The sequence below is a fragment of the Paraburkholderia caledonica NBRC 102488 genome (assembly GCF_000685095.1).
Classification (GTDB): Bacteria; Pseudomonadota; Gammaproteobacteria; order Burkholderiales; family Burkholderiaceae; genus Paraburkholderia; species Paraburkholderia caledonica.
The window spans coordinates 285,456-311,600 of the sequence record NZ_BAYE01000004.1; the positions used below are offsets into that span (position 1 = coordinate 285,456).

Consider the following 26,145-nt stretch of genomic DNA (forward strand, 5'->3'; position numbering starts at 1 on the left):
CCTACATGCTAGAACTCGATCACTTCGATCTTGCACTCCTCGACGTACTGCAGCGCTTCGGGCGCGCAACGCATCAGCAACTGGCGGAACAGGTGCCGCTGTCGCCGTCGCAAATCGGCCGGCGATTGCAGCGGCTGGAACAGATCGGCGTGGTGGACGGTTATCGGGTCGTGTTGCGGCCCGAGAAGCTGGGCCTTGGCGTGACGGCATTTACGAGCCTGAAGCTCAAGCATCATGGCGATTCGATCATCGAGCAATTCCAGCAGCAGATCGACACCTTGCCCGAGGTGCTGGAATGCCATGCGGTGGTAGGCGACGCCGACTATCTGCTGCGCATCGTCGCGCCCGACCTGAACTACCTGTCCACCTTCGTGATGAAAAAGCTGATGCGCGTGCCGGGCGTCGACAGCGTGCGCTCGAACATCGTACTCACCACGTTCAAGCGCAACGGGCCATTGCCGCTTGGCCATCTGTCGCCGGGAACGGCCGGCGCCTGACGCACGCACCGTGGCCGCGCGTGCGGTTTATGCGACTTGCTTCGGCGCGCTGTCCGGGCTCAGCAAATCGACGTAGGCGACCGCAACCAGATCCGATTCCGGAACGCCGAGGCTCGCGAACATTGCGTGCGCTTCGGCCTGACCGTCTTCTTCATTGTCGTCTTGCGCGAGCACCACTTCGAGTTCCACGAAATCGCCGAGACCGTCGACGCGATCCAGATGAATGCGCGTGCGCCCCGCCAGATACACATGCCGTTCCTTGGTCACGATGCCGCGCGTTGTCAGCGCAGTGGCAAGCAGCGCGTGCATGGCTTCGGGGTTCGTCACAGGACTGCGGGTGTAATACGACGCCTTGGGCCCGTCGCGGTCGTCACGCTGATAGAAGATCAGTTCGGCGGGCGTGCCGTCGTCGAACTGGCGCAGCTTGAGGCGCCCGCGCGGCACGTCGTAGAAAAAATCCTGCTGGCGGAAGATTAAAGGCGTGTCCGGCGCGAGCTGCGCCGCGCGCTCGCGCAGTTGCTCGAAATGCTGCGCGCGGGCTTTTATTTCGATGTTGCGTGCCATGTCAGGCTCCTGTCGAAGAATTGAGTGGTCGGCGGTTTGTGCTGTGACCGGCGCCAAGCTGCCGGGAAGGACAGAGTCGGTTGGAACGGAAGCGGTGAGGGCGGCTGCCAACGGCGTGCGCGCGTGAGAGACCCGTCAATCTAACAAAAACTGCGTGACGCCGCGGTTTAAGCCCGCCATGATCCAGCGAAATTCACGTGAACGCTGTCATGAGGACCGCTCATATCGCAGCCGTGTAGCGTGCTCAGCCGGTCCATTGCTGATCGATGAGCTTGAGCGCGGCGGCTATCGCCGGCTCGTCCTTGCGTTCGTCGAGCGTGATGAAGCTCAGTTGCGTAGGCACGGTAATGCCTTCGACGATGGTCAACGCGTGCGCGTGAGCCTCGGCAATCGCAATCGCATCGCGCGCGAGCGTCAGGCCCACGCCGGATTTGACGAGATCCAGCATCGACGGCTCCTGATCCACTTCCGCGACCTTCACCGGTTTCACGCCGGCCTCCCCAAAAGCGCGGGACAGCAGGCGGTTGTGCGCGGAAGCGGGCGGCGTCCAGATCCACGGAAAGGCGGCAAGCGAGCGCCAGTCGCGCGCGCCTTTCACGCGGTCTTTCCAGCCGGCGGGCGCGAGCACGCGGTACTGGAACTGCGTGAGCGTCAATGTGTGGAAGGCGGGCCCATCGCGCGCGTCGTCCTCGGAGGGCACGCCAATGTAGTAGCCGACATCCAGTTCGCCTGCGCGGACCTGATCGAGCACCCAGCCCGACATGCCGTGCCGCAAAGCAGTTTCGATGTGCGGCCACGTCTCCACCAGTTGCTTGAGGAAACCCCCGAGGCGCAGAAACTCGGGGTCGAGAATCGTGCCGATGCGCAGGCGTCCGCGCACTTCCTGGCGCAGCGATTGCGCCGCTCGTTGCACGTCACCCGCCGCGGCCAGCGCACGTTCGGCGTGCGGCAGAAGCGCCTGGCCGTCGCGGGTCAGCGAGAGTCCATGCGAGGTACGCGTGAACAGCGTCACGCCCAGCGTCTCCTGCAAATGCTTGATTTGCAGGCTAACGGCCGGCTGGGTCAAATGTAGTTGCACCGCAGCACGCGTGAGGTTGCCCTCGCGTGCCACGGTGACGAACGCGCGTAGCAGAGTCAGATCCATCCGCTGATATTAACGCCGCTTATGGTCCAGTTGAGCATTACTCATTGGATTTAGCGAGGCGAAGCGCCTTACGCTGGCGTTTGAGCACGCCAGAGTCTCAGCAGCCATCTGGGAATGGCCTACCACCGAGAGGACAGAACATGAGCGAGACATATCAGGAAGAAGGCGTCCGCGCGGACGCCGGCACGCGCGCGCTAACCCATTTCATCAACGGCAAGGCGATTGACGGAACGAGCGGCCGTTTCGGCGACGTCTTCAATCCCGCACTGGGCGACGTCGCCGCGCGTGTGCCGCTTGCAAGCGTCGCGGAAGTGGATGCCGCGGTCGCCGCCGCTTACGCCGCGTTTCCCGCCTGGAGCGAGACCGCGCCGATCAAGCGGGCGCGGGTGCTATTCAAGTTCAAGGAATTGCTGGATCGCCATCACGACGAACTCGCGGAACTGATCACGCGCGAACACGGCAAGGTGTTCTCCGACGCGAAGGGCGAAGTGATGCGCGGCATTGAAGTGGTCGAGTTCGCATGCGGCATCCCGAATCTGTTGAAGACGGACTTCACGGATCAGATCGGCGGTGGCATCGACAACTGGAACCTGCGTCAACCGCTCGGTGTGGTCGCCGGCATTACGCCATTCAATTTTCCGATGATGGTGCCGTGCTGGATGTTCCCGGTCGCGATAGCTTGCGGCAACACGTTCGTGCTGAAGCCGTCGGAGCGCGATCCGTCGGCGTCGAACCGTCTCGCGGAACTATTGAAGGAGGCCGGCTTGCCGGACGGCGTGTTCAACGTAGTGCACGGCGATAAGGTCGCGGTCGATGCGCTGCTCGTGCATCCCGACGTAAGTGCTGTTTCGTTTGTCGGCTCCACGCCGATCGCCGAGTACATCCACACCGAAGGCACGAAGCACGGCAAGCGCGTGCAGGCATTGGGCGGCGCCAAGAATCACCTGGTCGTCATGCCGGATGCCGATCTCGATCAGGCCGTCGACGCTTTGATCGGTGCCGCATACGGATCGGCGGGCGAGCGCTGCATGGCGATTTCCGTCGCCGTTGCGGTGGGTCATATCGCCGATGAACTGATCGAGCGGCTCACGCCTCGCGTAAAAAGCCTGAAGATTATGAACGGCATGGAATCGGCCGCCGAAATGGGACCGTTGGTGACGGCCGTGCATCGCGAGAAAGTGGTCGGCTATATCGAAGCCGGCATCGCGGCTGGCGCGAAGTTGGTGGTCGATGGCCGCGGTCATCGAGTGGACGGCCACGAGAAAGGCTTCTTTCTCGGCGGTACGCTGTTCGACGATGTATCGACTGATATGAAGATCTATCGCGAGGAGATTTTCGGACCAGTGTTATGCGTGGTACGCGTGCCGGACTTTGCGTCTGCGGTGGAATTGATCAATGCCAACGAGTTTGCCAACGGCGTGTCGCTCTTCACGTCGGATGGCGGCATTGCGCGCGCCTTCTCGCGGCAGATTCAGATCGGCATGGTCGGCATCAATGTGCCAATTCCTGTGCCGATGGCGTGGCATTCGTTCGGCGGGTGGAAGAAGTCGCTATTCGGCGATCATCACGCGTATGGCGAGGAAGGCGTGCGGTTCTACACACGCTACAAGAGCATCATGCAGCGCTGGCCTGACAGTATCGCGAAGGGCGCTGAATTCACCATGCCGGTTGCAAAGTAGTTCGAGATGTTCGCCTTCGGCGGCGGCGATCCTGTCGCGCCGAAGGCATCGATAAAACCGGTCCTACATAGGCCCGGGAAAATTGATTAGGAGACGGAACAATGAGCAACGCGCAAGCCGCGTCTTCCGGGCGGCGTCTCGAAGGCGAATTCGACTACATCATCGTCGGCGCTGGGACAGCGGGGTGCGTGCTCGCCAATCGCCTGACCGAAGATCCGGATGTGCAGGTGTTGTTGCTCGAAGCCGGCGGCAAAGACGACTATCACTGGATTCATGTGCCGGTCGGCTATCTGTACTGCATCGGCAATCCGCGTACTGACTGGCTCTATAAAACGCAGGCGGAACCGGGCCTGAACGGCCGCGCGCTTTCGTATCCGCGCGGCCGCGTCCTGGGTGGCAGTTCGTCGATCAACGGAATGATCTACATGCGCGGCCAGCGCGAAGATTATGACGAGTGGGCGCGCGTCACGAACGACGCGTCATGGTCGTGGAATTCCGTGCTGCCGGTTTTCAAACGCAGCGAAGACCACTACTCGGGCGAGAGCGAATCGCATGGCGCCGGGGGACCGTGGCGCGTGGAGAAGCAACGCCTCAAATGGAAGATTCTCGAAGAGTTTTCGAAGGCCGCGCAAGAGACCGGCATTCCCGCCACCGACGACTTCAATCGCGGCGACAACACGGGCGTTGGCTACTTCGACGTCAATCAGAAGCGGGGTATTCGCTGGAATGCTTCTAAAGCATTTTTGCGCCCCGCGATGAAGCGCCAGAATCTCACCATCATCACCGGCGCACACACACGGCGCGTGGTATTCGACGGACGCCGCTGCACGGGCGTCGAATACCGCGGTAACGAAACAGAGTACTTTGCCAAAGCCCGTTGCGAAGTGATCCTGAGCTCAGGGGCCGTCAACTCGCCGCAATTGCTGGAGCTCTCCGGCATAGGTAACAGTGCGCGTTTGCAGAACCTTGGTATCGACGTGGTCAACGACCTGCGCGGCGTCGGCGAAAATCTTCAGGATCATTTGCAATTGCGCATGGCTTATCAGGTCGACGGGGTCCGCACACTCAATACCGCATCCGCGCATTGGTGGGGCAAGCTCATGATCGGCGTGCAGTACGCGCTTTTTCAAAGCGGGCCGATGTCGATGTCGCCGTCGCAACTCGGGGCATTCGCAAAGTCGGACCCCGACGATCGCTCGCTGACGCGCCCGGACCTCGAATATCACGTCCAGCCTCTTTCGCTGGATCGCTTCGGCGAACCGCTGCATCGGTTCAATGCATTCACTGCGTCGGTGTGCCAGTTGCGGCCCACTTCGCGCGGCAGCATTCATATTGAATCGACAGACGCCGCTGCGCCGCCGCTGATCGCGCCGAACTATCTATCCACCGATTACGACCGCCATGTCGCCTCAAACGCACTGCGTCTCACGCGTCGCATTGCCGCGGCACCGGCATTGGCCCGTTATCAGCCCCGGGAAATATTGCCGGGCATCGAATATCAAACCGAGGAAGAACTGCAGCGTGCAGCAGGACTGGTCGGCACGACGATTTTCCATCCGGTCGGCACATGCAGGATGGGCACGACCGACGATCCTGGCGCGGTCGTCGACAACAGGCTACGAGTTATCGGTGTCGACGGACTGCGCGTAGTCGACGCATCGGTCATGCCTACCATCACATCGGGCAATACAAACTCGCCCACCTTGATGATCGCCGAGCGCGCGAGCGACATGATCCGCGAGGATCGGCGTGCGCGCGTGGCCGGCAGCCTTGCTGCGCATGCGGGTCGGGCCGTGTCGATGTCCGCTGTGTGACACGCGTGGTGACGAGCGCGGCATGCTTTGTGTGTCTCGCGTTCCGTGCTTGCGTCGCAGGGTTATCTGCGCGCGCCTGTCTCCAGTTGGAGACAAGGTTCGCAATCGCTCACACGCGTGATCCACTAAGTGCAAATCCCAATGAATGCGCTGCATCATTGGCGCGACAATGGCAGCCATGCTGCGTGTTGCCCCACGGACTACCGTCCGGATTGGTGCACCACGCCAACGAGCGTGCACGGGGTGCCGCCGTCCAAAAAAGTCGCGCAGAGCTTCGCGCGTAAGATCGTAGTGCTTCGCCTTACTCCGTATGGAAGGGAACATGATTCTCGGCGATACGATTCTCGAAACGCGCGGCCTCACTCGTGAGTTCAAAGGCTTCATTGCCGTGAACGGCGTGAACCTGCGCGTGCGCCGTGGCTCGATCCATGCGCTGATTGGTCCAAACGGAGCGGGCAAGACCACGTGCTTCAATCTGCTCACCAAGTTCCTCGAGCCGACGGCGGGCCAGATTGTCTTCAACGGTGTGGACATCACGAATGAGCGGCCGGCGCAGATCGCGCGGCGCGGCATCATCCGCTCCTTTCAGATTTCCGCTGTATTCCCGCATCTGACGGCATTGCAGAATGTGCGCATCGGTTTGCAGCGTTCGCTCGGCACCGCGTTCCATTTCTGGAAGAGCGAGCGCACGCTGCGCCAGCTCGACGACCGCGCAATGGACCTGCTTACGCAGGTCGGCCTGACTGATTTCGCCGACGTGTTGACCGTCGAGCTCTCATACGGCCGCAAGCGCGCGCTGGAAATTGCCACGACGCTCGCGATGGAGCCCGAACTGATGCTGCTCGACGAACCGACGCAAGGCATGGGTCACGAAGACGTCGACCGCGTCACGGCTTTGATCAAAAAAGTATCGAGTGGCCGCACGATCCTGATGGTGGAACACAACATGAATGTGATCGCAGGCATCTCCGACACGATCACTGTTCTGCAACGCGGTGAAGTGCTCGCCGAAGGCAGCTATGCAGAAGTGTCGAAGAATCCGCTCGTGATGCAAGCCTATATGGGCAGTGCCGACGCGGCGCTCGCCGGAGCCCACGCATGAATACAATTGCCGAGCGCGAAAGCCTCGAAGTGAGCGGCACCGCGGCGGGTGCGCCCGCGGTGGAGATCGCGGGTCTGCAGGCGTGGTACGGAGAGTCCCATATTCTGCACGGCGTCGATCTGACGGTGGACCGCGGCGAGGTTGTCACGCTGCTTGGCCGCAACGGCGCGGGGCGCACCACGACATTGCGCGCGATCATGGGCCTGACTGGACGGCGCACGGGTTCGATCCGCATCGGCGGACGTGAAACGATCAACCTGCCCACGCATCGCATCGCACATTGCGGCATTGGCTATTGCCCCGAAGAACGCGGGATTTTTTCGAGCCTGTCGTGCGAAGAAAATCTGCTGCTGCCGCCGCCGGTTGGCGACAAGGCGCACATGATGTCGCTCGAAGAAATCTATTCGATGTTCCCGAACTTGCAGGAGCGTCGCATGAGCCAGGGCACACGGCTCTCCGGCGGCGAACAGCAGATGCTCGCGGTAGCGCGTATCTTGCGCACCGGCGCGAGCCTGCTTCTGCTCGACGAAATATCGGAAGGACTGGCGCCTGTCATCGTGCAGGCGCTTGCGCGCATGATCGTGACGCTCAAGGCGCGCGGCTACACGATCGTCATGGTCGAACAGAATTTCCGCTTTGCCGCGCCGCTTGCCGACCGCTTCTATGTGATGGAGCACGGTGCGATCGTCGAGCACTTCGGGGCAAGTGAACTCGAAAGCAAGATGCCGACACTGCACGATCTACTGGGCGTATAGACAGCGCGCGCCCGATTGCCTCTGATAACCACAAGCGATGAACCAGGAGACAGGAATGAAAAAGAACCCACTCGCGCGGCTTGCTTCAGTTTGTTTCGCGGTCGCCGCCGGCGCCGCTATCACGATGAGCAGCGCGCAAGCGGCTGACGATGCGGTAAAGATCGGCTTCATCACGGATATGTCGGGGTTGTATGCGGATATCGACGGTCAGGGTGGTCTCGAAGCCATTCGCATGGCCGTTGCGGATTTCGGCGGCAAGGTGAACGGCAAGCCGATCACGGTGCTGTATGCGGATCACCAGAACAAGGCGGATATCGCCGCTTCGCGTGCACGCGAATGGTTCGATCGTGAAGGTCTCGATCTGCTGGTCGGCGGCACGAATTCGGCAACGGGTCTTTCGATGAACACCGTCGCCGGCGAGAAGCACAAGGTCTACATCAGCATCGGGGCGGGCGCCGACACGCTGACCAACGAGCAATGCACGCCGTACACGATTCACTATGCGTACGACACCACGGCGCTCGCGAAGGGCACGGGCTCCGCGGTGGTGAAGCAGGGCGGCAAGACGTGGTACTTCCTGACCGCCGACTACGCATTCGGCAAGGCGCTCGAAAAGAACACGTCGGACGTCGTGAAGGCGAGCGGCGGCCAGGTGCTGGGCACGGTGCGCCACCCGTTGTCGGCGTCGGACTTCTCGTCGTTCCTGCTGCAGGCACAGTCGTCGAAGGCGCAGGTTCTCGGTCTCGCCAATGCCGGCGGCGACACGATCAACTCGATCAAGGCCGCGAAAGAATTCGGCATTACGAAGAGCATGAAGCTCGCTGCGTTGCTGATGTTCATCAACGACGTGCATAGCCTCGGTCTCGAAACCACGCAAGGCCTCGTGCTGACGGATAGCTGGTACTGGAACAAGGACGCGAACACGCGCAAGTGGGCACAGCGCTATTTCGACAAAATGCGCAAGATGCCGTCCAGTCTGCAAGCCGCTGACTACTCGGCGACGATGAATTATCTGAAGGCCGTGCAGGCAGTCGGTTCGACGGACCCCGACAAGGTCATGGCGCAATTGAAAAAGACCAAGATCGACGACTTCTACGCGAAGGGCTACATCCGTCAGGACGGCAGCATGATCCACGACATGTACCTGATGCAGGTGAAGACGCCAGCAGAGTCGAAAGAGCCGTGGGACTACTACAAGATCACCGCGACGATTCCCGGCGAGCAGGCGTTCACGACGAAGTCGGAAACCCGCTGCGCGCTGTGGAAATAAACGCGGGTTGAAGAGCTGACTGACGGCTGGCTGTCCGCGCGCGGGCGGGCAGCCGTCCGTTTCGGTTCTTTTCAAATGCCGCGCGCGGCCGGCGTCATGAGCGCTTTTCGCGTGCCGGCCGGATCGTGCACAACCGATCTCACCCTGACGATGGGTTAAGGCTTCAATGGACATCTTTGGCATTCCGCTTCCCGCGATGTTGAGCCAGTTGCTGCTCGGGCTCGTGAACGGCTCGTTCTACGCAATTCTGAGTCTTGGTCTTGCGGTGATCTTCGGCTTGCTGAACGTGATCAACTTCGCGCACGGCGCGTTGTTCATGCTCGGCGCGATGCTCGCGTGGATGGGCTTCTCATACTTCGGCGTGCCTTATTGGGCGATGCTCGTGCTCGCACCGCTGATCGTCGGCCTGTTCGGCGTCGCGATCGAACGCTCGATGCTGCGTTGGCTTTACAAGCTCGACCATCTGTATGGACTGTTGCTTACGTTCGGGCTCACGCTCGTCGTCGAGGGCGTGTTCCGTTCTATCTATGGTTCGTCGGGCCAGCCGTACGACGTGCCGTCCGCGCTGTCGGGCGCGACCAACCTCGGCTTCATGTTCCTTCCAAACTATCGCGCGTGGGTGGTGGTGGCGTCGCTGATTGTTTGCTTTGCGACGTGGTTCGTGATCGAGAAGACCCGGCTGGGCGCCTATCTGCGCGCCGGAACTGAAAACCCCAAGCTCGTCGAGGCGTTCGGCATCAACGTCCCGCTGATGATCACGCTCACTTACGGCTTCGGCGTCGCGCTTGCGGCGTTCGCCGGCGTACTGGCCGCGCCGGTTATCCAGGTTTCGCCGCTGATGGGCCAACCGATGATCATTACCGTGTTCGCCGTAGTGGTGATCGGCGGAATGGGTTCGATCATGGGTTCCATTCTTACCGGACTGATGCTCGGCGTAATCGAAGGACTGACTCGCGTGTTCTATCCGGAAGCGTCGGCGACCGTCGTGTTCGTCATCATGGCGCTCGTGTTGCTCGTGCGTCCGGCGGGTCTCTTCGGCAAGGAAAAATGATGCAGAGAAAAGTACTCTACGGTTTGCTGCTGGTGGTGCTGCTCGCGGTGCCCGTGCTCGGCATCTATCCGCTCTTTGTAATGAAGGTGATGTGCTTTGCGCTTTTCGCGGCGGCGTTCAATCTGTTGATTGGCTACACCGGTTTGCTCTCGTTCGGGCACGCTATGTTTCTAGCCTCGGCCGGCTACATCACCGGCTATGCGATGCAGACGCTCGGCTTCTCGCCCGAGCTCGGTGTGCTTGCCGGCACGGCGTTGGCGACGTTGCTCGGCTTCATTGTCGGCATCTTCGCGATCCGACGTCAGGGCATCTACTTCGCGATGGTGACGCTCGCACTCGCGCAGATGGTCTACTTCGTGTTCCTGCAAGCGCCGTTCACGCATGGAGAAGACGGCCTGCAAGGCGTGCCGCGCGGCAAGCTCTTCGGCGTGCTGGATCTTTCGTCGGATGTGGCGTTGTACTTTGTTGTGCTGGCGGTGATGGTGCTCGCCTTCCTGCTGATCGTGCGGATCGTGGATTCGCCGTTCGGTCAGGTGCTGGTCGCGATCAAGGAGAACGAGGCGCGCGCGGTGTCGCTTGGCTACGACACGGATCGCTTCAAGTTGCTAGCGTTCATCCTGTCGGCCGGACTTGCAGGACTAGCGGGCTCGCTAAAGGTCGTGGTGCAGGGCTTTGAGACCTTGAGCGACGCTTACTGGACCATGTCTGGCCTCGTGGTGCTGATGACGCTTGTCGGCGGCATGGGCACGTTGTTCGGACCGCTGCTCGGCGCGGCACTGATCGTCGCACTCGAGGATCGGCTCGGCGATATCGGTGGCGCGCTCGCGTCGACAACGGGCATCGAATGGTTCCGTTCGCTGGGTGAGTCGGTAACAATCGTGACGGGCGTGATCTTTATTGCGTGCGTGCTCGCGTTCAGGCGCGGGATTGTCGGCGAGATCATCGCGCGGGTGCGGCCGCTGCGCGCGTGAGAAGGCGGTCACACGAATGATTGTTTCGGCGTCCGATCTAATTTCGCTGCTATGCAGTATGACGTCGGCAAACCGCTTGGGCCCTTATTTCTATGCATCGCGCCGTATCGCCGGTTAAAGTTGCCCCAATTCAGTGCCGCAGTGCACCACTAGGGTAATTGCTAGTTGTGGCACGCAGGGTGCTCGGTTAATCTTCATGCAGTTCTGATGCACCACGAATTTGCAGGTGGAGAACGAGGAGACATGAGGCACTAAGTGCCCACACGAAAGCGCTGTTGGATTGATATCCAACAGCGCTTTTTATTTTGTTTTTTTGAATTACCTCGTTCAATTCCTTTCCTAAGTCGGTGATCATTTTATGTCTCCGATAATTGCTCAATTTCCCACGCGGCCACCCTGCAAAGTGCTTGCCGCGTGCGGCTCGCGTCCGCTACACTCCTTATTCACCGACCGCTGGGTCGGGATTTAAATCGCGAATTTAATCTGAATTGTTTTAACGGGGCATAGAGGAGCGGGATGAAGTCGGCATTGCGTTGGATCAGTGCGGCATTGGTCGCCACGGGCATTTCGGCTGCATGGAGCAGCCATGCATTTGCAGATGTGAAAATCGGCGTTACCGTGTCGGCAACCGGCCCGGCCGCATCGCTAGGCATTCCGGAGAAGAACACCGTCGCGCTGCTTCCAAAGGAAGTGGCCGGTCAAAAAATCGAATACATCGTGCTGGACGACGCGACTGATTCGACTCAGGCCGTCAAGAACGCCCGCAAGCTCACGAGCGAAGACCATGTCGACGCGCTGATCGGATCGACTGTCGTGCCGAATTCGCTCGCCATGATAGACGTCGCCGCCGAGAGCACCACGCCGGTGATCTCGCTCGCGGCTGCGGCGAGCATTGTCGAGCCGATGGATGCAAAGCGCGCGTGGGTGTTCAAGACGCCGCAAAACGACATTCTCATGGCTACCGCCATCGCACAGCACATGTCCAACCATGGCGTGAAGACGGTGGCGTTCATCGGCTTCTCCGACGGTTATGGCGAAAGCTGGTTCAAGGAATTCAGCAAGGCCGCAGATCTGGCAAAGATCAAGGTTGTCGCGAACGAGCGCTTTGCGCGTAATGACGCTTCCGTCACCGGCCAGGTGTTGAAGATCGTGTCGCAGAACCCGGACGCGGTGTTGATCGCAGGCGCCGGTACGCCTGCCGCGTTGCCGCAGAAAACGCTCCGCGAGCGCGGCTACAAGGGCAAGTACTATCAGACGCACGGCGTCGCGAATAACGATTTCCTGCGCGTGTGCGGCAAGGATTGCGAGGGCACCTATCTGCCCGCCGGCCCGCTGCTCGTTGCTGAGCAACTGCCCGACTCGAATCCGGTGAAGAAGAGCGCGCTCGCCTATAAGCGGGCGTATGAAGCCGCCTATGGCGCCGGGTCCGTGTCCACTTTCGGCGGTCACGCATGGGACGCTGGCCTGCTGCTGCAACGTGCTATTCCACTCGCTCTGAAGAAGGGCCAGCCCGGCACGCCGGCGTTCCGCGAGGCGCTGCGCGCAGCGCTCGAAGGAACCAAAGAGCTGCCGGCGTCGCACGGTATCTTCAACATGAGCGCGAACGACCATGCCGGTCTCGATCAGCGGGCGCGCGTAATGGTGGAGATTGTCGGCGGCAAGTGGAAGTTGTCCGGCGACTGAGCGAAGGCAAAGCGATACGGGACCTCATAACAAAAGACGCGTGCAGTCCGACGCGTCTTTTTTATTGCCCGCGTCGCACGAGACATGTGGCTATGCGACTTCAGGACAAACCCGCATTTGCGTTGCAGTCTATTGACCGTCAACGATGCACAACGCAATACTACTAACATGTTAGTGTTTTGTGCCCGCTGGTTCGGCGAGGCACTCAGGAATCGCAGCAGCAGGCAGTGACGGCAGGCAGCAGGGAGTGACATAAAAGACGGAGAAGGCTTGCGTGTTCAGCAGGGAAAACCATGCTTGGCACGCCAGGATCCGATAACTAGATTCAGACACCCGGCCCACGAGCCGGATAACAGATACGCGCTTCGCAGCGTTTGGAGACTTGCAATGACAAAGACAAAACAATGGGTACGCACCGGCATCGCGATGGCGTTGATGTGCGGCGCGGGCGCCGCTATCGCCCAGGTGAAGATCGGCGTAACGCTATCCACCACGGGGCCGGCTGCATCGCTCGGGATTCCTGAAAAGAATACGATTGCGTTGCTGCCGAAGGAGATCGGCGGCAAGACGGTGCAGTACATCATCCTCGACGATGCATCGGACACCGGCAAGGCCGTGCAGAACACGCGCAAGCTGATCGACGAAGACCACGTCGACGCGATTATCGGCTCGACAGTCACACCGAATTCTCTCGCCATGCTCGATCCTGCTTCCGAGGGCAAGACGCCGGTGATCTCGCTCGCTGCGTCTGCCGCGATCATTTCGCCAATGGACGCGAAGCGTGCGTGGGCCTTCAAACCGCCGCAGAACGACAGTCTGATGGCCGACGCGATTGCTGATTACATGGAGCATCACGGCGTGAAGACGGTGGGCTTCATCGGCTTCGCGGATGCGTACGGCGACAGCTGGAACAACGTGTTTACCGCCGCGGCGAATGCACACAATTTGAAGATCGTTTCCAACGAGCGATTCAATCGCACGGACGCGTCGGTGACCGGCCAGGTGCTGAAGACAATGGGCGCCAACCCCGACGCAGTGTTGATCGCGGGCTCGGGTACGCCGTCGGCGCTGCCGGCGAAGACGCTTAAGGAGCGCGGCTACAAGGGCAAGGTTTATCAGACGCACGGCGTGGCCAACAACGACTTCCTGCGTGTTTGCGGCAAGGACTGCGAAGGCGAGATTCTGCCGGCTGGTCCGATCCTCGTCGCCGATCAATTGCCCGAATCGAATCCGGTGAAGAAGTCCTCGCTGGCATATAAGGCTGCGTACGAGAAAGCGTATGGCGCGGGTTCGGTCGCGACATTCGGCGGTCACGCATGGGACGCCGGCCAGATGCTGCAGCGTGCGATTCCCGAAGCGCTGAAGACCGCACAGCCGGGCACCGAGGCATTTCGCGTGGCGCTGCGCAGCGCGCTCGAAAGCATCAAGGAACTGCCGGTCTCGCACGGCATCATGAACACGACGACAACCGACCACAACGGCCTCGACAAGCGCGCACGCGTGATCGTGCAGATCGTCGACGGCAAGTGGAAGCTGCAGAACGACTAATACAAAAGCGGTACGCGCCTCTCGCAAAGTGCGGCATATGACGCCGCATTGCCATTGTGTTCAACGACAATGGCACCGACCGCCGCGCCGTGCTCCAGCGCGGCGGTCGTCTTTCAGGCATTGCGGTTCGATGGAGGCTGCGGGTTGCGCCGCCACGACTGTTTCCAGTTTCGATTTCGACGCTTCAGGACGAGGAAGTATGGATCTATCAATTGCGGCGATCCTCGCGCAGGACGGCATCACCACGGGCGCTATCTACGCGTTGCTTGCGCTCGCGCTGGTGCTGGTGTTCTCCGTGACGCGGGTGATCTTTATCCCGCAGGGCGAGTTTGTTTCGTATGGCGCGCTCACGCTCGCCGCGTTGCAAACACAGAAATTTCCGGCCACCTGCTGGCTGCTGATGGCAATGGGGGCTGCGTGCTTCGTGGTCGAAGTGGCGGGGCTCGTACGGCACGCCGAGCGGCGCCGGCATGCGGCTCGCACGCTGGCTCTGCTGGTCGGCAAGTATCTGCTGTTTCCGGTTGCGGTGTACGCGCTCACCCAAGGCGTCTTCCTGCATCCACTGCCGATGATCGCGCAAATCGCGTTGACGCTGCTGATCGTGATTCCGATGGGCCCGTTCGTTTACAGGCTCGCGTATGAGCCGATCGCCGAAGCGACCACGTTGTTGCTTCTCATCGTCGCGGTGGCGGTGCACTTTGCGATGGTCGGTCTTGGCCTCGTGATGTTCGGCGCGGAAGGCTCACGCACCACGGCGTTTTCGGACGCGACGTTCAACGTCGGCAGCCTGTCGATTTCAGGCCAAAGCCTGTGGGTCGTCGGGACAGCGGTTGTACTAATCGGCGCGCTGTATCTGTACTTCGACCGCTCGATTTCAGGCAAGGCGTTGCGTGCGACCTCGGTGAACCGGCTCGGTGCGCGCCTGGTCGGCATCGGCACGACGCAAGCTGGGCGCCTCGCGTTTACGCTCGCAGCGGGCCTCGGCGCGCTGTGCGGCATCCTGGTGGCACCGTTGACCACCATCTACTACGACTCGGGCTTCCTGATCGGTCTGAAGGGCTTCGTGGGGGCGATTATCGGCGGCCTTGTCAGCTATCCGCTGGCGGCGGCGGGCTCGATCCTCGTTGGCCTGCTGGAGTCGTATTCGTCGTTCTGGGCGAGCGCCTATAAGGAAGTGATCGTGTTCACGCTGATTATCCCCGTGCTGCTCTGGCGCAGTCTTGCCAGCCCGCACGCTGAAGAGGACGAGGAGTGAAGCGATGAAACGGATCATCAAAAACAAGTTCTTCTGGCTGTTCCTCGTCGTGCTGTTCGCGTTGCCGGTGCTGCCGCAGCCGATTCACGTGCCCGAGTACTGGGTCACGCTGCTGAACTACATCGGTCTTTATTCGATCGTGGCAATCGGGCTGGTGCTGCTCACCGGCATCGGCGGGATGACGAGTTTCGGGCAGGCCGCGTTTGTCGGCATCGGCGCGTATGCAACTGCGTATCTGACGACGCGCTTCGGTGTCTCGCCCTGGCTTGCGCTGATCGCCGGGGTGCTGGTGACGGCGCTGATCGCCCTGATTCTAGGCCTCGTAACCATGCGCCTCTCCGGCCACTTTTTGCCGCTCGGCACGATCGCCTGGGGACTGTCGCTGTTCTATCTGTTCGGTAACCTGGAGATGCTGGGCAAGTACGACGGCATCAACGGAATTCCAGTGCTGAATGTTTTCGGCATCGATCTCGAGTCCGGCCGTCATATCTATTACCTGATCTGGCTCGTCGTGCTCGGCGCGGTTGTGTCGGTCCAGAATCTGCTGAATAGCCGGCCGGGGCGAGCCATTCGCGCTTTACGCGGCGGCGGCATGATGGCGGAAGCGATGGGTGTGAATACGGCGTGGATGCGCGTCGTCATTTTCGTCTACGCCGCGGTGCTGGCGTCGGTTTCCGGCTTTCTGTATGCGCATTTGCAGCGCGCTGTGAACCCGACGCCGTTCGGACTGAATCACGGCATCGAATTCCTGTTCATGGCCGTGGTGGGCGGCGTGTCGCATGTGTGGGGCGCGGTGCTCGGCGCGGCAATCCTCACCGTACTACAGGACTATCTGCAAACGCTGCTGCCGAAACTGTTGGGCGAAAACGGCAACTTCGAAGTGATCGTGTTCGGCATTTTGATGGTGCTGTTGCTGCAATATGCGCGGCAGGGCGTGTGGCCGTTCGTCGCGCGCTTTTTCCCGCGCGGCCCGCGCGCGCATTTGCCGGACCAGGCGGAAGCTCTGCCGCAGCGCAGCAAGCCGACGGGCGGTGAGAACCTGCTGACGGTCAACAAGGCTCGCAAGCAGTTTGGCGGGTTGGTCGCGGTGAATGACGTTAGCTTCGAGGTCAAAGCAGGGCAGATCATTGGCCTGATCGGACCAAACGGCGCCGGCAAATCAACCACGTTCAATCTCGTGACCGGCGTGCTCCAGGCGACGAGTGGCGAGATCACGTTCCGCGGCGAGCGTATCGACACGCTTAGTTCACGTGAAATCGTCAAACGAGGAATTGGCCGTACCTTCCAGCACGTCAAGCTGCTGCCCGGTATGACGGTATTGGAAAACGTGGCGATTGGCGCGCACTTGCGCGGGCATGCCGGCGTCTGGCGGAGCATCGTGCGTTTGAACAGCGTGGAAGAAGCGCGCTTGATGGCCGAGGCTGCCCGTCAGATCCGGCGCGTCGGCCTTGAACAGCACATGTACGACGAAGCTGGAAGCCTGGCGTTGGGTCAGCAGCGGATTCTGGAAATCGCTCGCGCGCTGTGTTGCGATCCTACTTTGCTGCTGCTGGACGAACCGGCAGCCGGTCTGCGTTATCAGGAAAAGCTGCAACTGGCCGATTTACTTCGCCGGTTGAAGGCGGAAGGCATGAGTGTGTTGCTCGTCGAGCACGACATGGATTTCGTGATGAATCTGACTGATCGACTCGTCGTAATGGAGTTCGGCACGCGTATCGCCGAAGGCTTGCCGCAGGAAGTGCAGCAGGATCCCGCGGTGCTCGAAGCGTACCTTGGCGGAGTGGAGTAATGGAGAACCTCATGAATGCAGCTGAACCCATTCTCGACGTGAACGGCCTGTCTGTCCGATACGGCAAGGTCGAGGCGCTCCACGGCGCTGCCATCACGGTGCGAGCCGGGCAAATTGTGTCGGTAATCGGTCCGAACGGTGCAGGCAAGTCCACGCTGCTGAACGCCATCATGGGCGCCTTGCCGACCACTGGTCATGCTAAGGGCGCGGTCGTGTATCAGGGCGAGGACGTCAGTGCTGTGCCGGTGGAGAAGCGCGTGGCTCGCGGCATGTGCTTGGTGCCTGAGAAGCGTGAGCTTTTCGCGTCGATGAGTGTCGAGGACAACCTGGTCCTCGGCGCCTATCGGCGCAAGCGGGCGGGCGATCGCAACTTTCTTGACCAGATGGAGCCGGTGTTCCAGCTGTTTCCGCGTCTGAAGGAGCGACGCAAGCAGGCAGCCGGAACCTTGTCCGGTGGGGAGCGACAGATGCTGGCGGTCGGGCGCGCTTTGATGGGCAAGCCGGATCTGCTCATGCTGGACGAGCCTAGCTTGGGGCTCGCGCCTCTGATCGTGAAAGAAATTTTCCACATCATCAGCGCTCTGCGTCAGACCGGGGTGGCGACGCTTTTGATCGAACAAAACGCTCGCGCCGCTCTGCAAATTTCAGACTACGGTTACGTTCTTGAGACGGGTGAGTTAGCGCTGGAGGGCGCGGCGTCGGACCTGGCGCAGAATCCTCGAGTTATCGAAACTTATCTGGGTCTGACCAAAAAGGCGGCCTAGTCGAATCTCACGTGCAGTTTTCAGCGGCGTGTTTCACGTGAAACACGCCGTTTTTTGTTGCTTGGCGATTTGGCCTAATTCGGGCCAAAACCGAACCCGTTATAATTCGCCCATACTTTTTCCTTTGAAGGCTCACGCGCGATCTGGCGTGAGATCCGCGATGCTTTTTCCCACAGAATTTGACGTAATCGTCGTCGGCGGCGGCCACGCTGGCACTGAGGCCGCGTTGGCCTCGGCGCGCATGGGCAACAAGACGCTCCTGCTGACTCACAACATCGAAACGCTCGGTCAGATGAGCTGCAATCCGTCCATCGGCGGTATTGGCAAGGGCCATCTGGTGAAGGAAGTCGATGCGCTCGGCGGTGCTATGGCGGCCGCGACGGACGAGGGCGGTATCCAGTTCCGCATCCTTAATTCCTCGAAGGGCCCGGCTGTGCGCGCGACTCGCGCGCAGGCTGACCGGCTGCTCTACAAGCAGGCAATCCGTCACCGGCTCGAGAACCAGCCGAATTTGTGGCTCTTTCAGCAAGCCGTGGACGATCTGATGGTTGAGGGCGACCGCGTGGTCGGCGCGGTGACGCAAGTGGGAATCGGCTTTCGCTCGCGGGCCGTCGTGCTGACGGCGGGGACTTTCCTCGACGGAAAGATTCACGTGGGACTGAACAACTACACCGGCGGTCGCGCTGGCGATCCTGCGGCTGTGTCGTTGTCAGCGCGTCTGAAGGAATTGAAACTGCCGCAAGGGCGCCTGAAGACTGGCACACCGCCGCGAATTGACGGTCGGACCATCGACTTTTCGCAGCTCGAGGAACAGCCCGGCGATCTCGACCCAGTGCCGGTCTTTTCGTTTCTCGGCCGCGCCGAACAGCACCCGCGCCAGATGCCGTGCTGGGTCACGCATACCAACGAGCGAACGCACGACATTATCCGCGGCGGGCTGGATCGGTCGCCTATGTACACGGGCGTAATCGAAGGGGTAGGGCCACGGTATTGCCCTTCCATCGAGGACAAGATTCACCGCTTCGCGTCGAAGGAATCTCACCAGATCTTTTTGGAACCGGAAGGACTGACCACGAACGAGTTCTACCCGAACGGGATCTCAACGAGCCTGCCGTTCGATGTGCAACTCGAACTCGTACGGTCCATGCGCGGCTTGGAGCACGCGCATATCCTCCGTCCTGGCTATGCGATTGAATATGATTACTTCGATCCGCGTGGGCTCAAGGCGTCGCTGGAAACCAAGGTGATCAACGGCTTGTTCTTCGCGGGGCAGATTAACGGCACCACCGGCTATGAAGAGGCCGCGGCGCAAGGCCTGTTGGCCGGTATCAACGCTGGCCTTTCCGTTCAGGGCAAGGAGGCGTGGTGCCCGCGTCGGGATCAAGCCTACCTAGGCGTGCTGGTTGACGATCTCGTGACTCGCGGCGTCTCGGAGCCTTACCGCATGTTCACGAGCCGGGCAGAGTACAGGCTGAGTCTCCGGGAAGACAACGCCGATATGCGGCTGACGGAGATTGGTCGCGAGCTTGGCGTCGTGGACGATGCGCGCTGGGATGCATTTAGCCGCAAGCGTGATGCTGTTTCACGTGAAACAGAGCGGCTCCGCACGACGTGGGTGAACCCGAAAACGCTGTCGGCGGATGAGGCGACGGCCTTGCTGGGCAAGCCAATCGACCATGAATACAGCCTTGCCGACTTGCTGCGCAGACCAGGCGTGACTTACGACGGCGTATCAGCGTTGCGAAACGGCGCCTGCGCTGCGCCGGAGACACTGGCTGGCGATGACGTTCTGCTGGCTCAGATCAAGGAGCAGATCGAGATTGGTATCAAATATCAGGGCTACATCGATCGGCAGGCGGACGAAATAGAGCGCAACGAGGCGCATGAAAGCACGCGGCTCCCGGAAGGTCTGGACTATGCCGAAGTGAGAGGTCTATCGTTCGAGGCCCGGCAGAAACTGATGCAATTCCGTCCCGAAACCATCGGTCAGGCGTCGCGCATCTCCGGGATCACTCCTGCGGCCATTTCTTTGCTAATGGTCCATCTCAAGCGTGGCTTGGGTCGTCGTCCTGCAAAGACGGCCACACCGGACCCGGATAACAAGCCGGTGGTGCAATGACGGTCAAGAGTAGCGGAGCCGACCGGGAAGCGCTGTACCAACTTCTCACCGATGGCGTAGGCGAACTCGGTCTCGAGTTAAGCGATGTGCGAGTCGCCAAGCTGCTTGACTACGTGGCGCTGCTGGCGAAGTGGAATGCCGTCTACAACTTGACGGCCATTCGCGATCCCAGGCAGATGTTGATTCAACACATTCTCGACTCCCTTTCGATCGTGCCGCACCTCGTGCAGCGCAACCCGCGCACGGTGCTGGACGTCGGCTCGGGCGGCGGTTTGCCCGGCATCGTACTGGCGATCGTCCGTCCTGATTGGGGCGTGACCGTGAACGACATCGTTCACAAGAAAACGGCCTTCCAGGCTCAGGCGAAGGCTGAACTTGGTCTGATGAACCTTTCGGTCGTGACCGGGCGTGTGGAAACGCTGCGGCCGGGCGCCGAAGTGTCGGCAAAGTTCGACGTAATCGTCTCTAGAGCATTCGCAGAGCTCGCCGATTTCGTTACACTGGCCCGTCATCTGGTGGCAGAGCAGGGCGCGATTCTCGCGATGAAGGGCGTGCGTCCCGATGACGAAATCGAGCGGTTGCCTGCGGGCGTCTACATGGAGCAGGTCGTCCGCCTCGACGTGCCGTTCCTCGACGCCGAGCGCCACCTCGTCACGGTTCGTGTGGATGAAGGCGGTTAGCCGCCCTCACTCGCGCGCGACGCCATTCCGAATAGACGACGTAATCACTTCTTCAAGCAGCAAAGGGACATTCCAACGATGGCAAAAATTTTCTGCGTTGCGAACCAGAAAGGCGGAGTCGGTAAGACGACGACGGCAGTCAATCTGGCGGCCAGCCTGGCAGCGCAGGGACAGCGAGTCCTTCTTATCGATCTGGACCCGCAGGGCAACGCCACAATGGGCAGCGGCATCGACAAGGCAGCGTGCGCCAACACCGTCTATGAAGTGCTGGTTGACGGGGTCTCGGTGGCTGATGCCCGGATGCGCCCCGAAGCCGTCGGCTATGACGTACTGCCCGCCAACCGAGAACTTGCGGGAGCGGAAGTCGAGTTGGTCAGCGTGCAGAACCGCGAGCGACAGTTGAAGGTCGCGCTTGCGACAGTGGAAAGCGAATACGATTTCGTGTTGATCGACTGTCCGCCCGCATTGTCGCTGCTGACGCTCAATGGCCTCTGCGCGGCGCATGGCGTCGTGATTCCCATGCAGTGCGAGTACTTTGCGCTCGAAGGGCTGTCCGATCTGGTCAATACCATCAAGCAGGTGCATGCGAATCTGAATCGTGACCTGAAAGTGATCGGTTTGTTGCGCGTCATGTTCGACCCGCGGATCACGCTGCAGCAGCAGGTCTCGGATCAATTGAAGGAGCACTTTGGCGACAAGGTGTTCGACGCGGTGATTCCGCGCAACGTGCGCCTCGCCGAGGCGCCCAGCTACGGGCTGCCGGGCGTGGTGTTCGACAGGGCATCGCGCGGCGCGCAAGCCTACGTGCAGTTCGGCGCGGAAATGATTGAGCGGGTGCGCGCACTGAATGACGCGCCCCAAGCATCCTAAATGGATCGAGGAAGCACGATGAACGCAGTAGCAAGAAAGAAGGGATTGGGCCGCGGCCTGGAAGCGTTGCTCGGCGGCAGCGCCGACATCACGGAAGCGGTGGTGATTGAAGGCGCGCCGAACGTGCTGCCGCTCAGCAAAATGCAAGCGGGCAAGTATCAGCCGCGCACGCGCATGGATGAAGGCGCGTTGCAGGAGTTGGCAGCCAGCATACGTGCACAAGGATTGATGCAACCGATCCTCGTGCGGCCGGTGTCGGCGGACAAATACGAGATCATCGCGGGCGAACGGCGTTTCCGCGCGGCTCGACTTGCTGGTCTGGATGAAGTCCCGGTACTCGTGAAGGACGTGCCCGACCAGGCGGCCGCCGCCATGGCGCTGATTGAGAACATCCAGCGTGAAGACCTGAATCCGCTGGAAGAGGCGCAAGGCATTCAGCGTTTGCTCGACGAATTCAACTTCACGCACGAGCAGGCCGCCGAGTCGGTTGGTCGCTCGCGTAGCGCCGTGTCGAACCTGCTGCGCCTGCTCAACCTCGCGACACCGGTTCAAACCATGTTACTTGCCGGCGACCTCGACATGGGGCATGCGCGCGCGCTGCTGGCCGTCGACGCAGCGACGCAGATCACGCTGGCGAATCAAGTCGTGAACAAGCGGATGTCCGTGCGCGAAACCGAGAAACTGGTGACGGCGACCACGAAGGCGGCTCCCGCGGTCAAGGCACGCGCGAACCCGGACGGCGGCCGCGACACGAGACGGCTCGAAGAAGAACTGTCCGATCTGCTGGCAGCAACCGTCAAAATCAAGCTCGGCCGACGCGGCCGCGGTCAGGTAATGGTCGATTTCGGAGATCTGGACGCGCTCGAGGGTATTCTTGTGCGGTTGCGCGGCAACGCCACAGCTTGAGCGCCTGACGGCGGGAGATCCATCGGATGAGCAGCGCGGAAAAGATGGTCGAGCGCCGCTCATTTAGCCTCCCGGACGTTGAGCCGATGGGCTCGGCCGAACGCCGGTTTGGGACAGTGCAGCAGGCGCCGAATATCTGGGAATCCTAACTAATCTCGATCCTTCAACAGGCCACTTGAGCGGCCTATGACAAAGCGCGCGCTCGCCGCGTGAAAGCTGCAGCGCGGCTGTGGCGAACAGTCTGCGAAGGAGGCGGCGCGTCGCGCCGGCTTGGCCGGCTCGTGGTGCTCCGTTGCGTTTTCGACACGGCTGCTCGAACGGTTGCGAGGCCGCTTGACGACAGGAAAAGCGGTCCAACGAACGCGCACATTTTACATTTTCGAGACCGCCTTACAGTTGACAGGCTGACCATTCGTCGGAAGCCTTTTCCGCATCGCGAGGCGTCGTTTCGCACTGTTTATTGAACGGCCTAAAGTCTTGAATTGCCTGCAACTATCGCTTACAATCGCCCGGATTTAACTGCACGGCAACCCCGTAAGCGCAGCGAAAGCTCGCTGACCGGAACGAGACTTCGGAACACTGCGATGGCGGTCAAAACGTCGAATCAAGCGCCAAAAAATGGGCGAGACGGGCACCGCGAGAAACGCAGCGTTTCAGAGGCGTCTACCGCTCAGCAAGTCACGCATGAAGAACCGTGGGACGTCGAGCAGGAAAATATCGTTCCGCTCACGCGGGCCGAGGCTGAAAAGCTGTTTGGTCCCAGTGTGAACCGTCCATCGCGCGTCACCCCTTTAAGGGTCGTGGCAGCGCAAATGGTCTTGTCCCTTGGCGCAACGCTGGTATGGTGGCTGTTCTATGAGCCGCCGGGCGCTGCTGCGCTGTCCGCGTTCCTGGGAGGGGCGATATGCTGGGTGCCGGCCGCATTGTTCGCGGCGCGGCTGAGAACGCTGAGCGGCGCCGAAACAGCAATGAGCTGGATGGTCGGCGAAGCGCTCAAGATGGGGACAACGATCGCGATGTTTGTAGCCATCGCCTTCTGGTATCACGACGTACGCTGGGTTCCGCTGCTCGTGACTTATCTCATCGCGCTCAAGACGTATTGGATCGCTTTGGCGTGGCGCTGAAGAGGCAACAGGTAACAGCACAAGATTCAAAAGCCGGCGCGCGGCGCCGGCGAGAGCGTGCGGATATGACAGGATCCGCACCCGGCGCGTTCCCGCAATAGAGCATTGCGGCGGGGCGGCCTCAGACGATTTTCGACAATTTGGGTGGCTTTAACGATATGGCAGCTAGCGAAGGCACGCGCGCAATGGATCCGTCCGAGTACATCGCGCACCACTTGCAGAACTTTTCCACCGGACACCAGACGTCGATTTTTGACATCCACGTGTGGAATCTGGACACCCTTTTCTGGTCGATCGTTTGCGGTCTGGCCACCATCTTCATCCTGCACATGGCTGCACGCAAGGCAACGTCCGGTGTACCCGGCCGTTTCCAGTGCGCGATCGAAATGCTCGTCGAGATGGTCGAGGATCAATCGAAGTCGATGATCCACGGCACTCGTACTTTCATCGCGCCGCTGGCGCTGACGGTGTTCGTCTGGGTCGCGCTGATGAACGCGCTCGACTTTATTCCTGTCGACCTGCCGGGCCACGTGATCGGCTGGCTTGGTCTGTCCGAAGTCATCCCGCACCACCGCATCGTGCCGACCGCCGACCTGAACGGCACACTCGGCATCGCCCTCGGTGTGTTCGCGCTGATGATTTACTACAACTTCAAGATCAAGGGCGCCGGCGGCTTCGTGCATGAACTGCTGTCCGCTCCGTTCGGCGCGCATCCGCTGCTGTGGATCCCGAACCTTGCACTGAACATCATCGAGTTCGTCGCGAAGACGGTCTCGCTCGGCATGCGGCTGTTCGGCAACATGTACGCGGGCGAACTGTTGTTCCTGCTGATTGCCCTGCTCGGCAGCATCTGGAGCTTCGGCGCGGACACGACGGTGCTTGGCTTCATCGGCCACGTGATCGCCGGCAGCGTGTGGGCAATCTTCCACATCCTGATCGTTCTGCTGCAGGCGTTCATTTTCATGATGCTGACGCTGGTGTACATCGGCCAGGCACACGACACGCACTAAACCGCGCAGTCGTTAAAGAATCGTAGTTTTTCAAATCCCAGTTCCAACCAGTTCTAAAAGACTTTTCACAAAGGAGTGATCATGCAAGCTTTCATCGCCAACATCCAGGGTCTGACCGCCATCGGTATCGGCATCATCATCGGCCTGGGTGCAATCGGCGCCTGTATCGGTATCGGCCTGATGGGTGGCAAGTACATCGAAGCATGTGCTCGTCAGCCGGAACTGATGAACCCGCTGCAAACGAAGATGTTCCTGCTGGCTGGTCTGATCGATGCGGCGTTCCTGATTGGCGTTGGTGTGGCAATGCTGTTTGCGTTCGCGAACCCGCTGCTGTCGAAGCTGGCAGGCTGAGGTTCCTCGGAAGTTTGCGCCTGAGCTATAACTGGTAAAGGCGCAGGGCGGAACGGGCACTTGGGCGCTGATCGAACACAGAATCGATGAGCGCCTTGCCGTTTCACTTTCCGAACTAGCAACGTTTAAGGAAACACCGTGAATCTCAACGCAACCCTGTTTGCGCAAATGGTCGTGTTCCTGATCCTCGCGTGGTTCACGATGAAGTTCGTGTGGCCGCCGCTGATCAACGCCCTCGACGAGCGCTCGAAGAAGATCGCTGACGGTTTGTCGGCTGCAGAAAAGGGCAAGGCAGAACTGGCAGCCGCTCACAAGCGCGTCGACCAGGAACTCGCTCAGGCACGCAACGACGGTCAGCAGCGTATCGCTGACGCCGAAAAACGCGCCGTGGCAGTCGCTGACGAAATCAAGGCTCAAGCACAAGCTGAAGCCGCTCGCATCATCGCGCAAGCGAAGGCCGACGCTGAGCAGCAAGTCGTGAAGGCGCGCGAAACGCTGCGTGGTGAAGTCGCCGCGCTCGCAGTGAAGGGCGCTGAACAGATCCTGAAGCGCGAAGTCGACCAGGCGGCGCATGCTGACCTGCTGAATCAACTGAAAGCCGAGCTCTGATCATGGCCGAACTTGCAACCATCGCCCGTCCGTACGCAGAAGCGCTGTTTGGCGTGGCCGAAGCTGGTGACATCGCCGCCTGGTCCACGCTCGTGCAGGAGCTGGCACAGGTTGCGCGTCTGCCCGAAGTGCTGTCGATCGCCTCGAGCCCGAAAGTAAGCCGCGCCCAGGTCAGCGAACTGCTGCTGGCTGCGGTCAAGTCGCCGCTCAAGGACAACGCGCAAGCGAAGAATCTGGTGCAAATGCTGGTGGACAACCATCGCCTGCAATTGATGCCGGAAATCGCCGTGCAGTTCGAAGAGTTGAAGAACGCCCGCGAAGGGGCGGCCGATGTGCTGATCGTCAGCGCATTCCCGCTCGAGGGCGCGCAGTTGAACGACCTCGTCGCAAGTCTCGAACGCAAGTTCAAACGCAAGCTGAAGCCGACGGTCGAGATCGACTCGTCGTTGATCGGCGGCGTGCGCGTGACAGTCGGCGACGAAGTGCTCGATACCTCGGTCCGCGCGCGGCTTGCCAGCATGCAAACGGCTCTGACGGCCTGAAGCGCCGACGGCGCTGAAGCGGCTGGCACGCAACAGAATTGACTATCA

24 protein-coding genes are annotated in these 26,145 nt (G+C 60.7%); 22 read left to right on the forward strand and 2 right to left on the reverse strand.

Going from position 1 to position 26,145, the window contains the following annotated elements:
• Positions 1-5: 5 nt before the first annotated feature.
• Positions 6-497, forward strand: a complete 492-nt coding sequence (locus tag BCA01S_RS10810) for an Lrp/AsnC family transcriptional regulator (RefSeq protein WP_027776898.1) — start codon at positions 6-8, stop codon at positions 495-497.
• A 27-nt stretch (positions 498-524) separates the two neighbouring features.
• Here BCA01S_RS10810 and BCA01S_RS10815 read toward each other — a convergent pair whose 3' ends face one another.
• Both BCA01S_RS10815 and BCA01S_RS10820 read right to left on the reverse strand, forming a co-directional pair.
• Positions 525-1,061, reverse strand: coding sequence for a class IV adenylate cyclase (locus BCA01S_RS10815; protein ID WP_027776899.1), 537 nt, complete (start codon positions 1,059-1,061; stop codon positions 525-527).
• 244 nt (positions 1,062-1,305) lie between these two features.
• Positions 1,306-2,205 (reverse strand): LysR family transcriptional regulator, encoded by a 900-nt coding sequence (locus BCA01S_RS10820; RefSeq protein ID WP_027776900.1) that lies wholly within the window; start codon positions 2,203-2,205, stop codon positions 1,306-1,308.
• A gap of 140 nt (positions 2,206-2,345) precedes the next feature.
• Here BCA01S_RS10820 and BCA01S_RS10825 point away from each other — a divergent pair, with 140 nt between their 5' ends.
• From BCA01S_RS10825 to BCA01S_RS10935, 21 genes are all read left to right on the forward strand, one after another.
• Positions 2,346-3,884 (forward strand): CoA-acylating methylmalonate-semialdehyde dehydrogenase, encoded by a 1,539-nt coding sequence (locus BCA01S_RS10825; protein WP_027776901.1) that lies wholly within the window; start codon positions 2,346-2,348, stop codon positions 3,882-3,884.
• 101 nt (positions 3,885-3,985) lie between these two features.
• On the forward strand, positions 3,986-5,698 hold the full coding sequence (locus BCA01S_RS10830; RefSeq protein WP_027776902.1) for a GMC family oxidoreductase: 1,713 nt from the start codon (positions 3,986-3,988) through the stop codon (positions 5,696-5,698).
• A 322-nt stretch (positions 5,699-6,020) separates the two neighbouring features.
• Positions 6,021-6,800, forward strand: a complete 780-nt coding sequence (locus BCA01S_RS10835; RefSeq protein WP_027776903.1) for an ABC transporter ATP-binding protein — start codon at positions 6,021-6,023, stop codon at positions 6,798-6,800.
• Positions 6,797-7,555, forward strand: a complete 759-nt coding sequence (locus BCA01S_RS10840) for an ABC transporter ATP-binding protein (protein WP_027776904.1) — start codon at positions 6,797-6,799, stop codon at positions 7,553-7,555. The genes BCA01S_RS10835 and BCA01S_RS10840 overlap by 4 nt, the downstream gene beginning before the upstream one ends.
• 55 nt (positions 7,556-7,610) lie before the next feature.
• The gene (locus tag BCA01S_RS10845; RefSeq protein WP_027776905.1) at positions 7,611-8,825 is read left to right on the forward strand and encodes an ABC transporter substrate-binding protein; all 1,215 of its coding nucleotides are present in this window, start codon (positions 7,611-7,613) and stop codon (positions 8,823-8,825) included.
• Positions 8,826-8,991: 166 nt separating this feature from the next.
• Positions 8,992-9,876, forward strand: a complete 885-nt coding sequence (locus BCA01S_RS10850; protein ID WP_020067410.1) for a branched-chain amino acid ABC transporter permease — start codon at positions 8,992-8,994, stop codon at positions 9,874-9,876.
• Complete coding sequence (locus BCA01S_RS10855; RefSeq protein WP_027776906.1) at positions 9,876-10,847, forward strand: branched-chain amino acid ABC transporter permease; 972 nt, start codon at positions 9,876-9,878, stop codon at positions 10,845-10,847. The genes BCA01S_RS10850 and BCA01S_RS10855 overlap by 1 nt, the downstream gene beginning before the upstream one ends.
• 516 nt (positions 10,848-11,363) lie before the next feature.
• Positions 11,364-12,530: an ABC transporter substrate-binding protein gene (locus tag BCA01S_RS10865; RefSeq protein WP_027776907.1), complete on the forward strand. Its 1,167-nt coding sequence runs from the start codon at positions 11,364-11,366 to the stop codon at positions 12,528-12,530.
• A gap of 387 nt (positions 12,531-12,917) precedes the next feature.
• Positions 12,918-14,078 carry an ABC transporter substrate-binding protein gene (locus tag BCA01S_RS10870; protein WP_027776908.1) on the forward strand — a complete coding sequence of 387 codons (1,161 nt, stop codon included), beginning with the start codon at positions 12,918-12,920 and terminating at the stop codon, positions 14,076-14,078.
• 199 nt (positions 14,079-14,277) lie between these two features.
• Entirely contained in the window at positions 14,278-15,333 is a 1,056-nt protein-coding gene (locus BCA01S_RS10875; protein WP_027776909.1) for a branched-chain amino acid ABC transporter permease, read from the forward strand.
• Positions 15,334-15,337: 4 nt separating this feature from the next.
• On the forward strand, positions 15,338-17,122 hold the full coding sequence (locus BCA01S_RS10880; protein WP_052369456.1) for a branched-chain amino acid ABC transporter ATP-binding protein/permease: 1,785 nt from the start codon (positions 15,338-15,340) through the stop codon (positions 17,120-17,122).
• A gap of 11 nt (positions 17,123-17,133) precedes the next feature.
• On the forward strand, positions 17,134-17,886 hold the full coding sequence (locus BCA01S_RS10885; RefSeq protein WP_174447031.1) for an ABC transporter ATP-binding protein: 753 nt from the start codon (positions 17,134-17,136) through the stop codon (positions 17,884-17,886).
• 160 nt (positions 17,887-18,046) lie between these two features.
• Complete coding sequence (mnmG, locus tag BCA01S_RS10890; RefSeq protein WP_027776912.1) at positions 18,047-20,005, forward strand: tRNA uridine-5-carboxymethylaminomethyl(34) synthesis enzyme MnmG; 1,959 nt, start codon at positions 18,047-18,049, stop codon at positions 20,003-20,005.
• Positions 20,002-20,685, forward strand: a complete 684-nt coding sequence (gene rsmG, locus BCA01S_RS10895) for a 16S rRNA (guanine(527)-N(7))-methyltransferase RsmG (protein ID WP_027776913.1) — start codon at positions 20,002-20,004, stop codon at positions 20,683-20,685. Before mnmG ends, rsmG begins: the two co-directional genes overlap by 4 nt.
• Before the next feature lie 78 nt (positions 20,686-20,763).
• Positions 20,764-21,555, forward strand: coding sequence for a ParA family protein (locus tag BCA01S_RS10900; RefSeq protein WP_020067419.1), 792 nt, complete (start codon positions 20,764-20,766; stop codon positions 21,553-21,555).
• An 18-nt stretch (positions 21,556-21,573) separates the two neighbouring features.
• Positions 21,574-22,461, forward strand: a complete 888-nt coding sequence (locus tag BCA01S_RS10905) for a ParB/RepB/Spo0J family partition protein (RefSeq protein ID WP_027776914.1) — start codon at positions 21,574-21,576, stop codon at positions 22,459-22,461.
• A 584-nt stretch (positions 22,462-23,045) separates the two neighbouring features.
• On the forward strand, positions 23,046-23,585 hold the full coding sequence (locus BCA01S_RS10915; RefSeq protein WP_027776915.1) for an ATP synthase subunit I: 540 nt from the start codon (positions 23,046-23,048) through the stop codon (positions 23,583-23,585).
• Positions 23,586-23,743: 158 nt separating this feature from the next.
• Positions 23,744-24,595, forward strand: a complete 852-nt coding sequence (gene atpB / locus BCA01S_RS10920; RefSeq protein ID WP_027776916.1) for a F0F1 ATP synthase subunit A — start codon at positions 23,744-23,746, stop codon at positions 24,593-24,595.
• An 81-nt stretch (positions 24,596-24,676) separates the two neighbouring features.
• Positions 24,677-24,946, forward strand: a complete 270-nt coding sequence (atpE, locus tag BCA01S_RS10925; protein ID WP_007180033.1) for a F0F1 ATP synthase subunit C — start codon at positions 24,677-24,679, stop codon at positions 24,944-24,946.
• A gap of 138 nt (positions 24,947-25,084) precedes the next feature.
• Positions 25,085-25,555, forward strand: coding sequence for a F0F1 ATP synthase subunit B (locus tag BCA01S_RS10930; RefSeq protein ID WP_027776917.1), 471 nt, complete (start codon positions 25,085-25,087; stop codon positions 25,553-25,555).
• Between the two features lie 2 nt (positions 25,556-25,557).
• Positions 25,558-26,097 (forward strand): F0F1 ATP synthase subunit delta, encoded by a 540-nt coding sequence (locus BCA01S_RS10935; protein WP_027776918.1) that lies wholly within the window; start codon positions 25,558-25,560, stop codon positions 26,095-26,097.
• Positions 26,098-26,145: the final 48 nt, after the last annotated feature.

What these genes read in the sequence shown, in the direction of transcription:
- BCA01S_RS10885 (WP_174447031.1), top strand. Translation starts at nt 17,134, where the DNA reads ATGAATGCAGCTGAACCCATTCTCGACGTGAACGGCCTGTCTGTCCGA.
- BCA01S_RS10810 (WP_027776898.1), top strand. Translation starts at nt 6, where the DNA reads ATGCTAGAACTCGATCACTTCGATCTTGCACTCCTCGACGTACTGCAG.
- BCA01S_RS10900 (WP_020067419.1), top strand. Translation starts at nt 20,764, where the DNA reads ATGGCAAAAATTTTCTGCGTTGCGAACCAGAAAGGCGGAGTCGGTAAG.
- BCA01S_RS10855 (WP_027776906.1), top strand. Translation starts at nt 9,876, where the DNA reads ATGCAGAGAAAAGTACTCTACGGTTTGCTGCTGGTGGTGCTGCTCGCG.
- BCA01S_RS10830 (WP_027776902.1), top strand. Translation starts at nt 3,986, where the DNA reads ATGAGCAACGCGCAAGCCGCGTCTTCCGGGCGGCGTCTCGAAGGCGAA.
- BCA01S_RS10880 (WP_052369456.1), top strand. Translation starts at nt 15,338, where the DNA reads ATGAAACGGATCATCAAAAACAAGTTCTTCTGGCTGTTCCTCGTCGTG.
- BCA01S_RS10835 (WP_027776903.1), top strand. Translation starts at nt 6,021, where the DNA reads ATGATTCTCGGCGATACGATTCTCGAAACGCGCGGCCTCACTCGTGAG.
- BCA01S_RS10825 (WP_027776901.1), top strand. Translation starts at nt 2,346, where the DNA reads ATGAGCGAGACATATCAGGAAGAAGGCGTCCGCGCGGACGCCGGCACG.
- atpB (WP_027776916.1), top strand. Translation starts at nt 23,744, where the DNA reads ATGGCAGCTAGCGAAGGCACGCGCGCAATGGATCCGTCCGAGTACATC.
- rsmG (WP_027776913.1), top strand. Translation starts at nt 20,002, where the DNA reads ATGACGGTCAAGAGTAGCGGAGCCGACCGGGAAGCGCTGTACCAACTT.
- BCA01S_RS10870 (WP_027776908.1), top strand. Translation starts at nt 12,918, where the DNA reads ATGACAAAGACAAAACAATGGGTACGCACCGGCATCGCGATGGCGTTG.
- BCA01S_RS10820 (WP_027776900.1), bottom strand. Translation starts at nt 2,205, where the DNA reads ATGGATCTGACTCTGCTACGCGCGTTCGTCACCGTGGCACGCGAGGGC.
- BCA01S_RS10815 (WP_027776899.1), bottom strand. Translation starts at nt 1,061, where the DNA reads ATGGCACGCAACATCGAAATAAAAGCCCGCGCGCAGCATTTCGAGCAA.
- BCA01S_RS10915 (WP_027776915.1), top strand. Translation starts at nt 23,046, where the DNA reads ATGGCGGTCAAAACGTCGAATCAAGCGCCAAAAAATGGGCGAGACGGG.
- BCA01S_RS10850 (WP_020067410.1), top strand. Translation starts at nt 8,992, where the DNA reads ATGGACATCTTTGGCATTCCGCTTCCCGCGATGTTGAGCCAGTTGCTG.
- mnmG (WP_027776912.1), top strand. Translation starts at nt 18,047, where the DNA reads ATGCTTTTTCCCACAGAATTTGACGTAATCGTCGTCGGCGGCGGCCAC.
- BCA01S_RS10865 (WP_027776907.1), top strand. Translation starts at nt 11,364, where the DNA reads ATGAAGTCGGCATTGCGTTGGATCAGTGCGGCATTGGTCGCCACGGGC.
- atpE (WP_007180033.1), top strand. Translation starts at nt 24,677, where the DNA reads ATGCAAGCTTTCATCGCCAACATCCAGGGTCTGACCGCCATCGGTATC.
- BCA01S_RS10840 (WP_027776904.1), top strand. Translation starts at nt 6,797, where the DNA reads ATGAATACAATTGCCGAGCGCGAAAGCCTCGAAGTGAGCGGCACCGCG.
- BCA01S_RS10905 (WP_027776914.1), top strand. Translation starts at nt 21,574, where the DNA reads ATGAACGCAGTAGCAAGAAAGAAGGGATTGGGCCGCGGCCTGGAAGCG.
- BCA01S_RS10875 (WP_027776909.1), top strand. Translation starts at nt 14,278, where the DNA reads ATGGATCTATCAATTGCGGCGATCCTCGCGCAGGACGGCATCACCACG.
- BCA01S_RS10935 (WP_027776918.1), top strand. Translation starts at nt 25,558, where the DNA reads ATGGCCGAACTTGCAACCATCGCCCGTCCGTACGCAGAAGCGCTGTTT.
- BCA01S_RS10845 (WP_027776905.1), top strand. Translation starts at nt 7,611, where the DNA reads ATGAAAAAGAACCCACTCGCGCGGCTTGCTTCAGTTTGTTTCGCGGTC.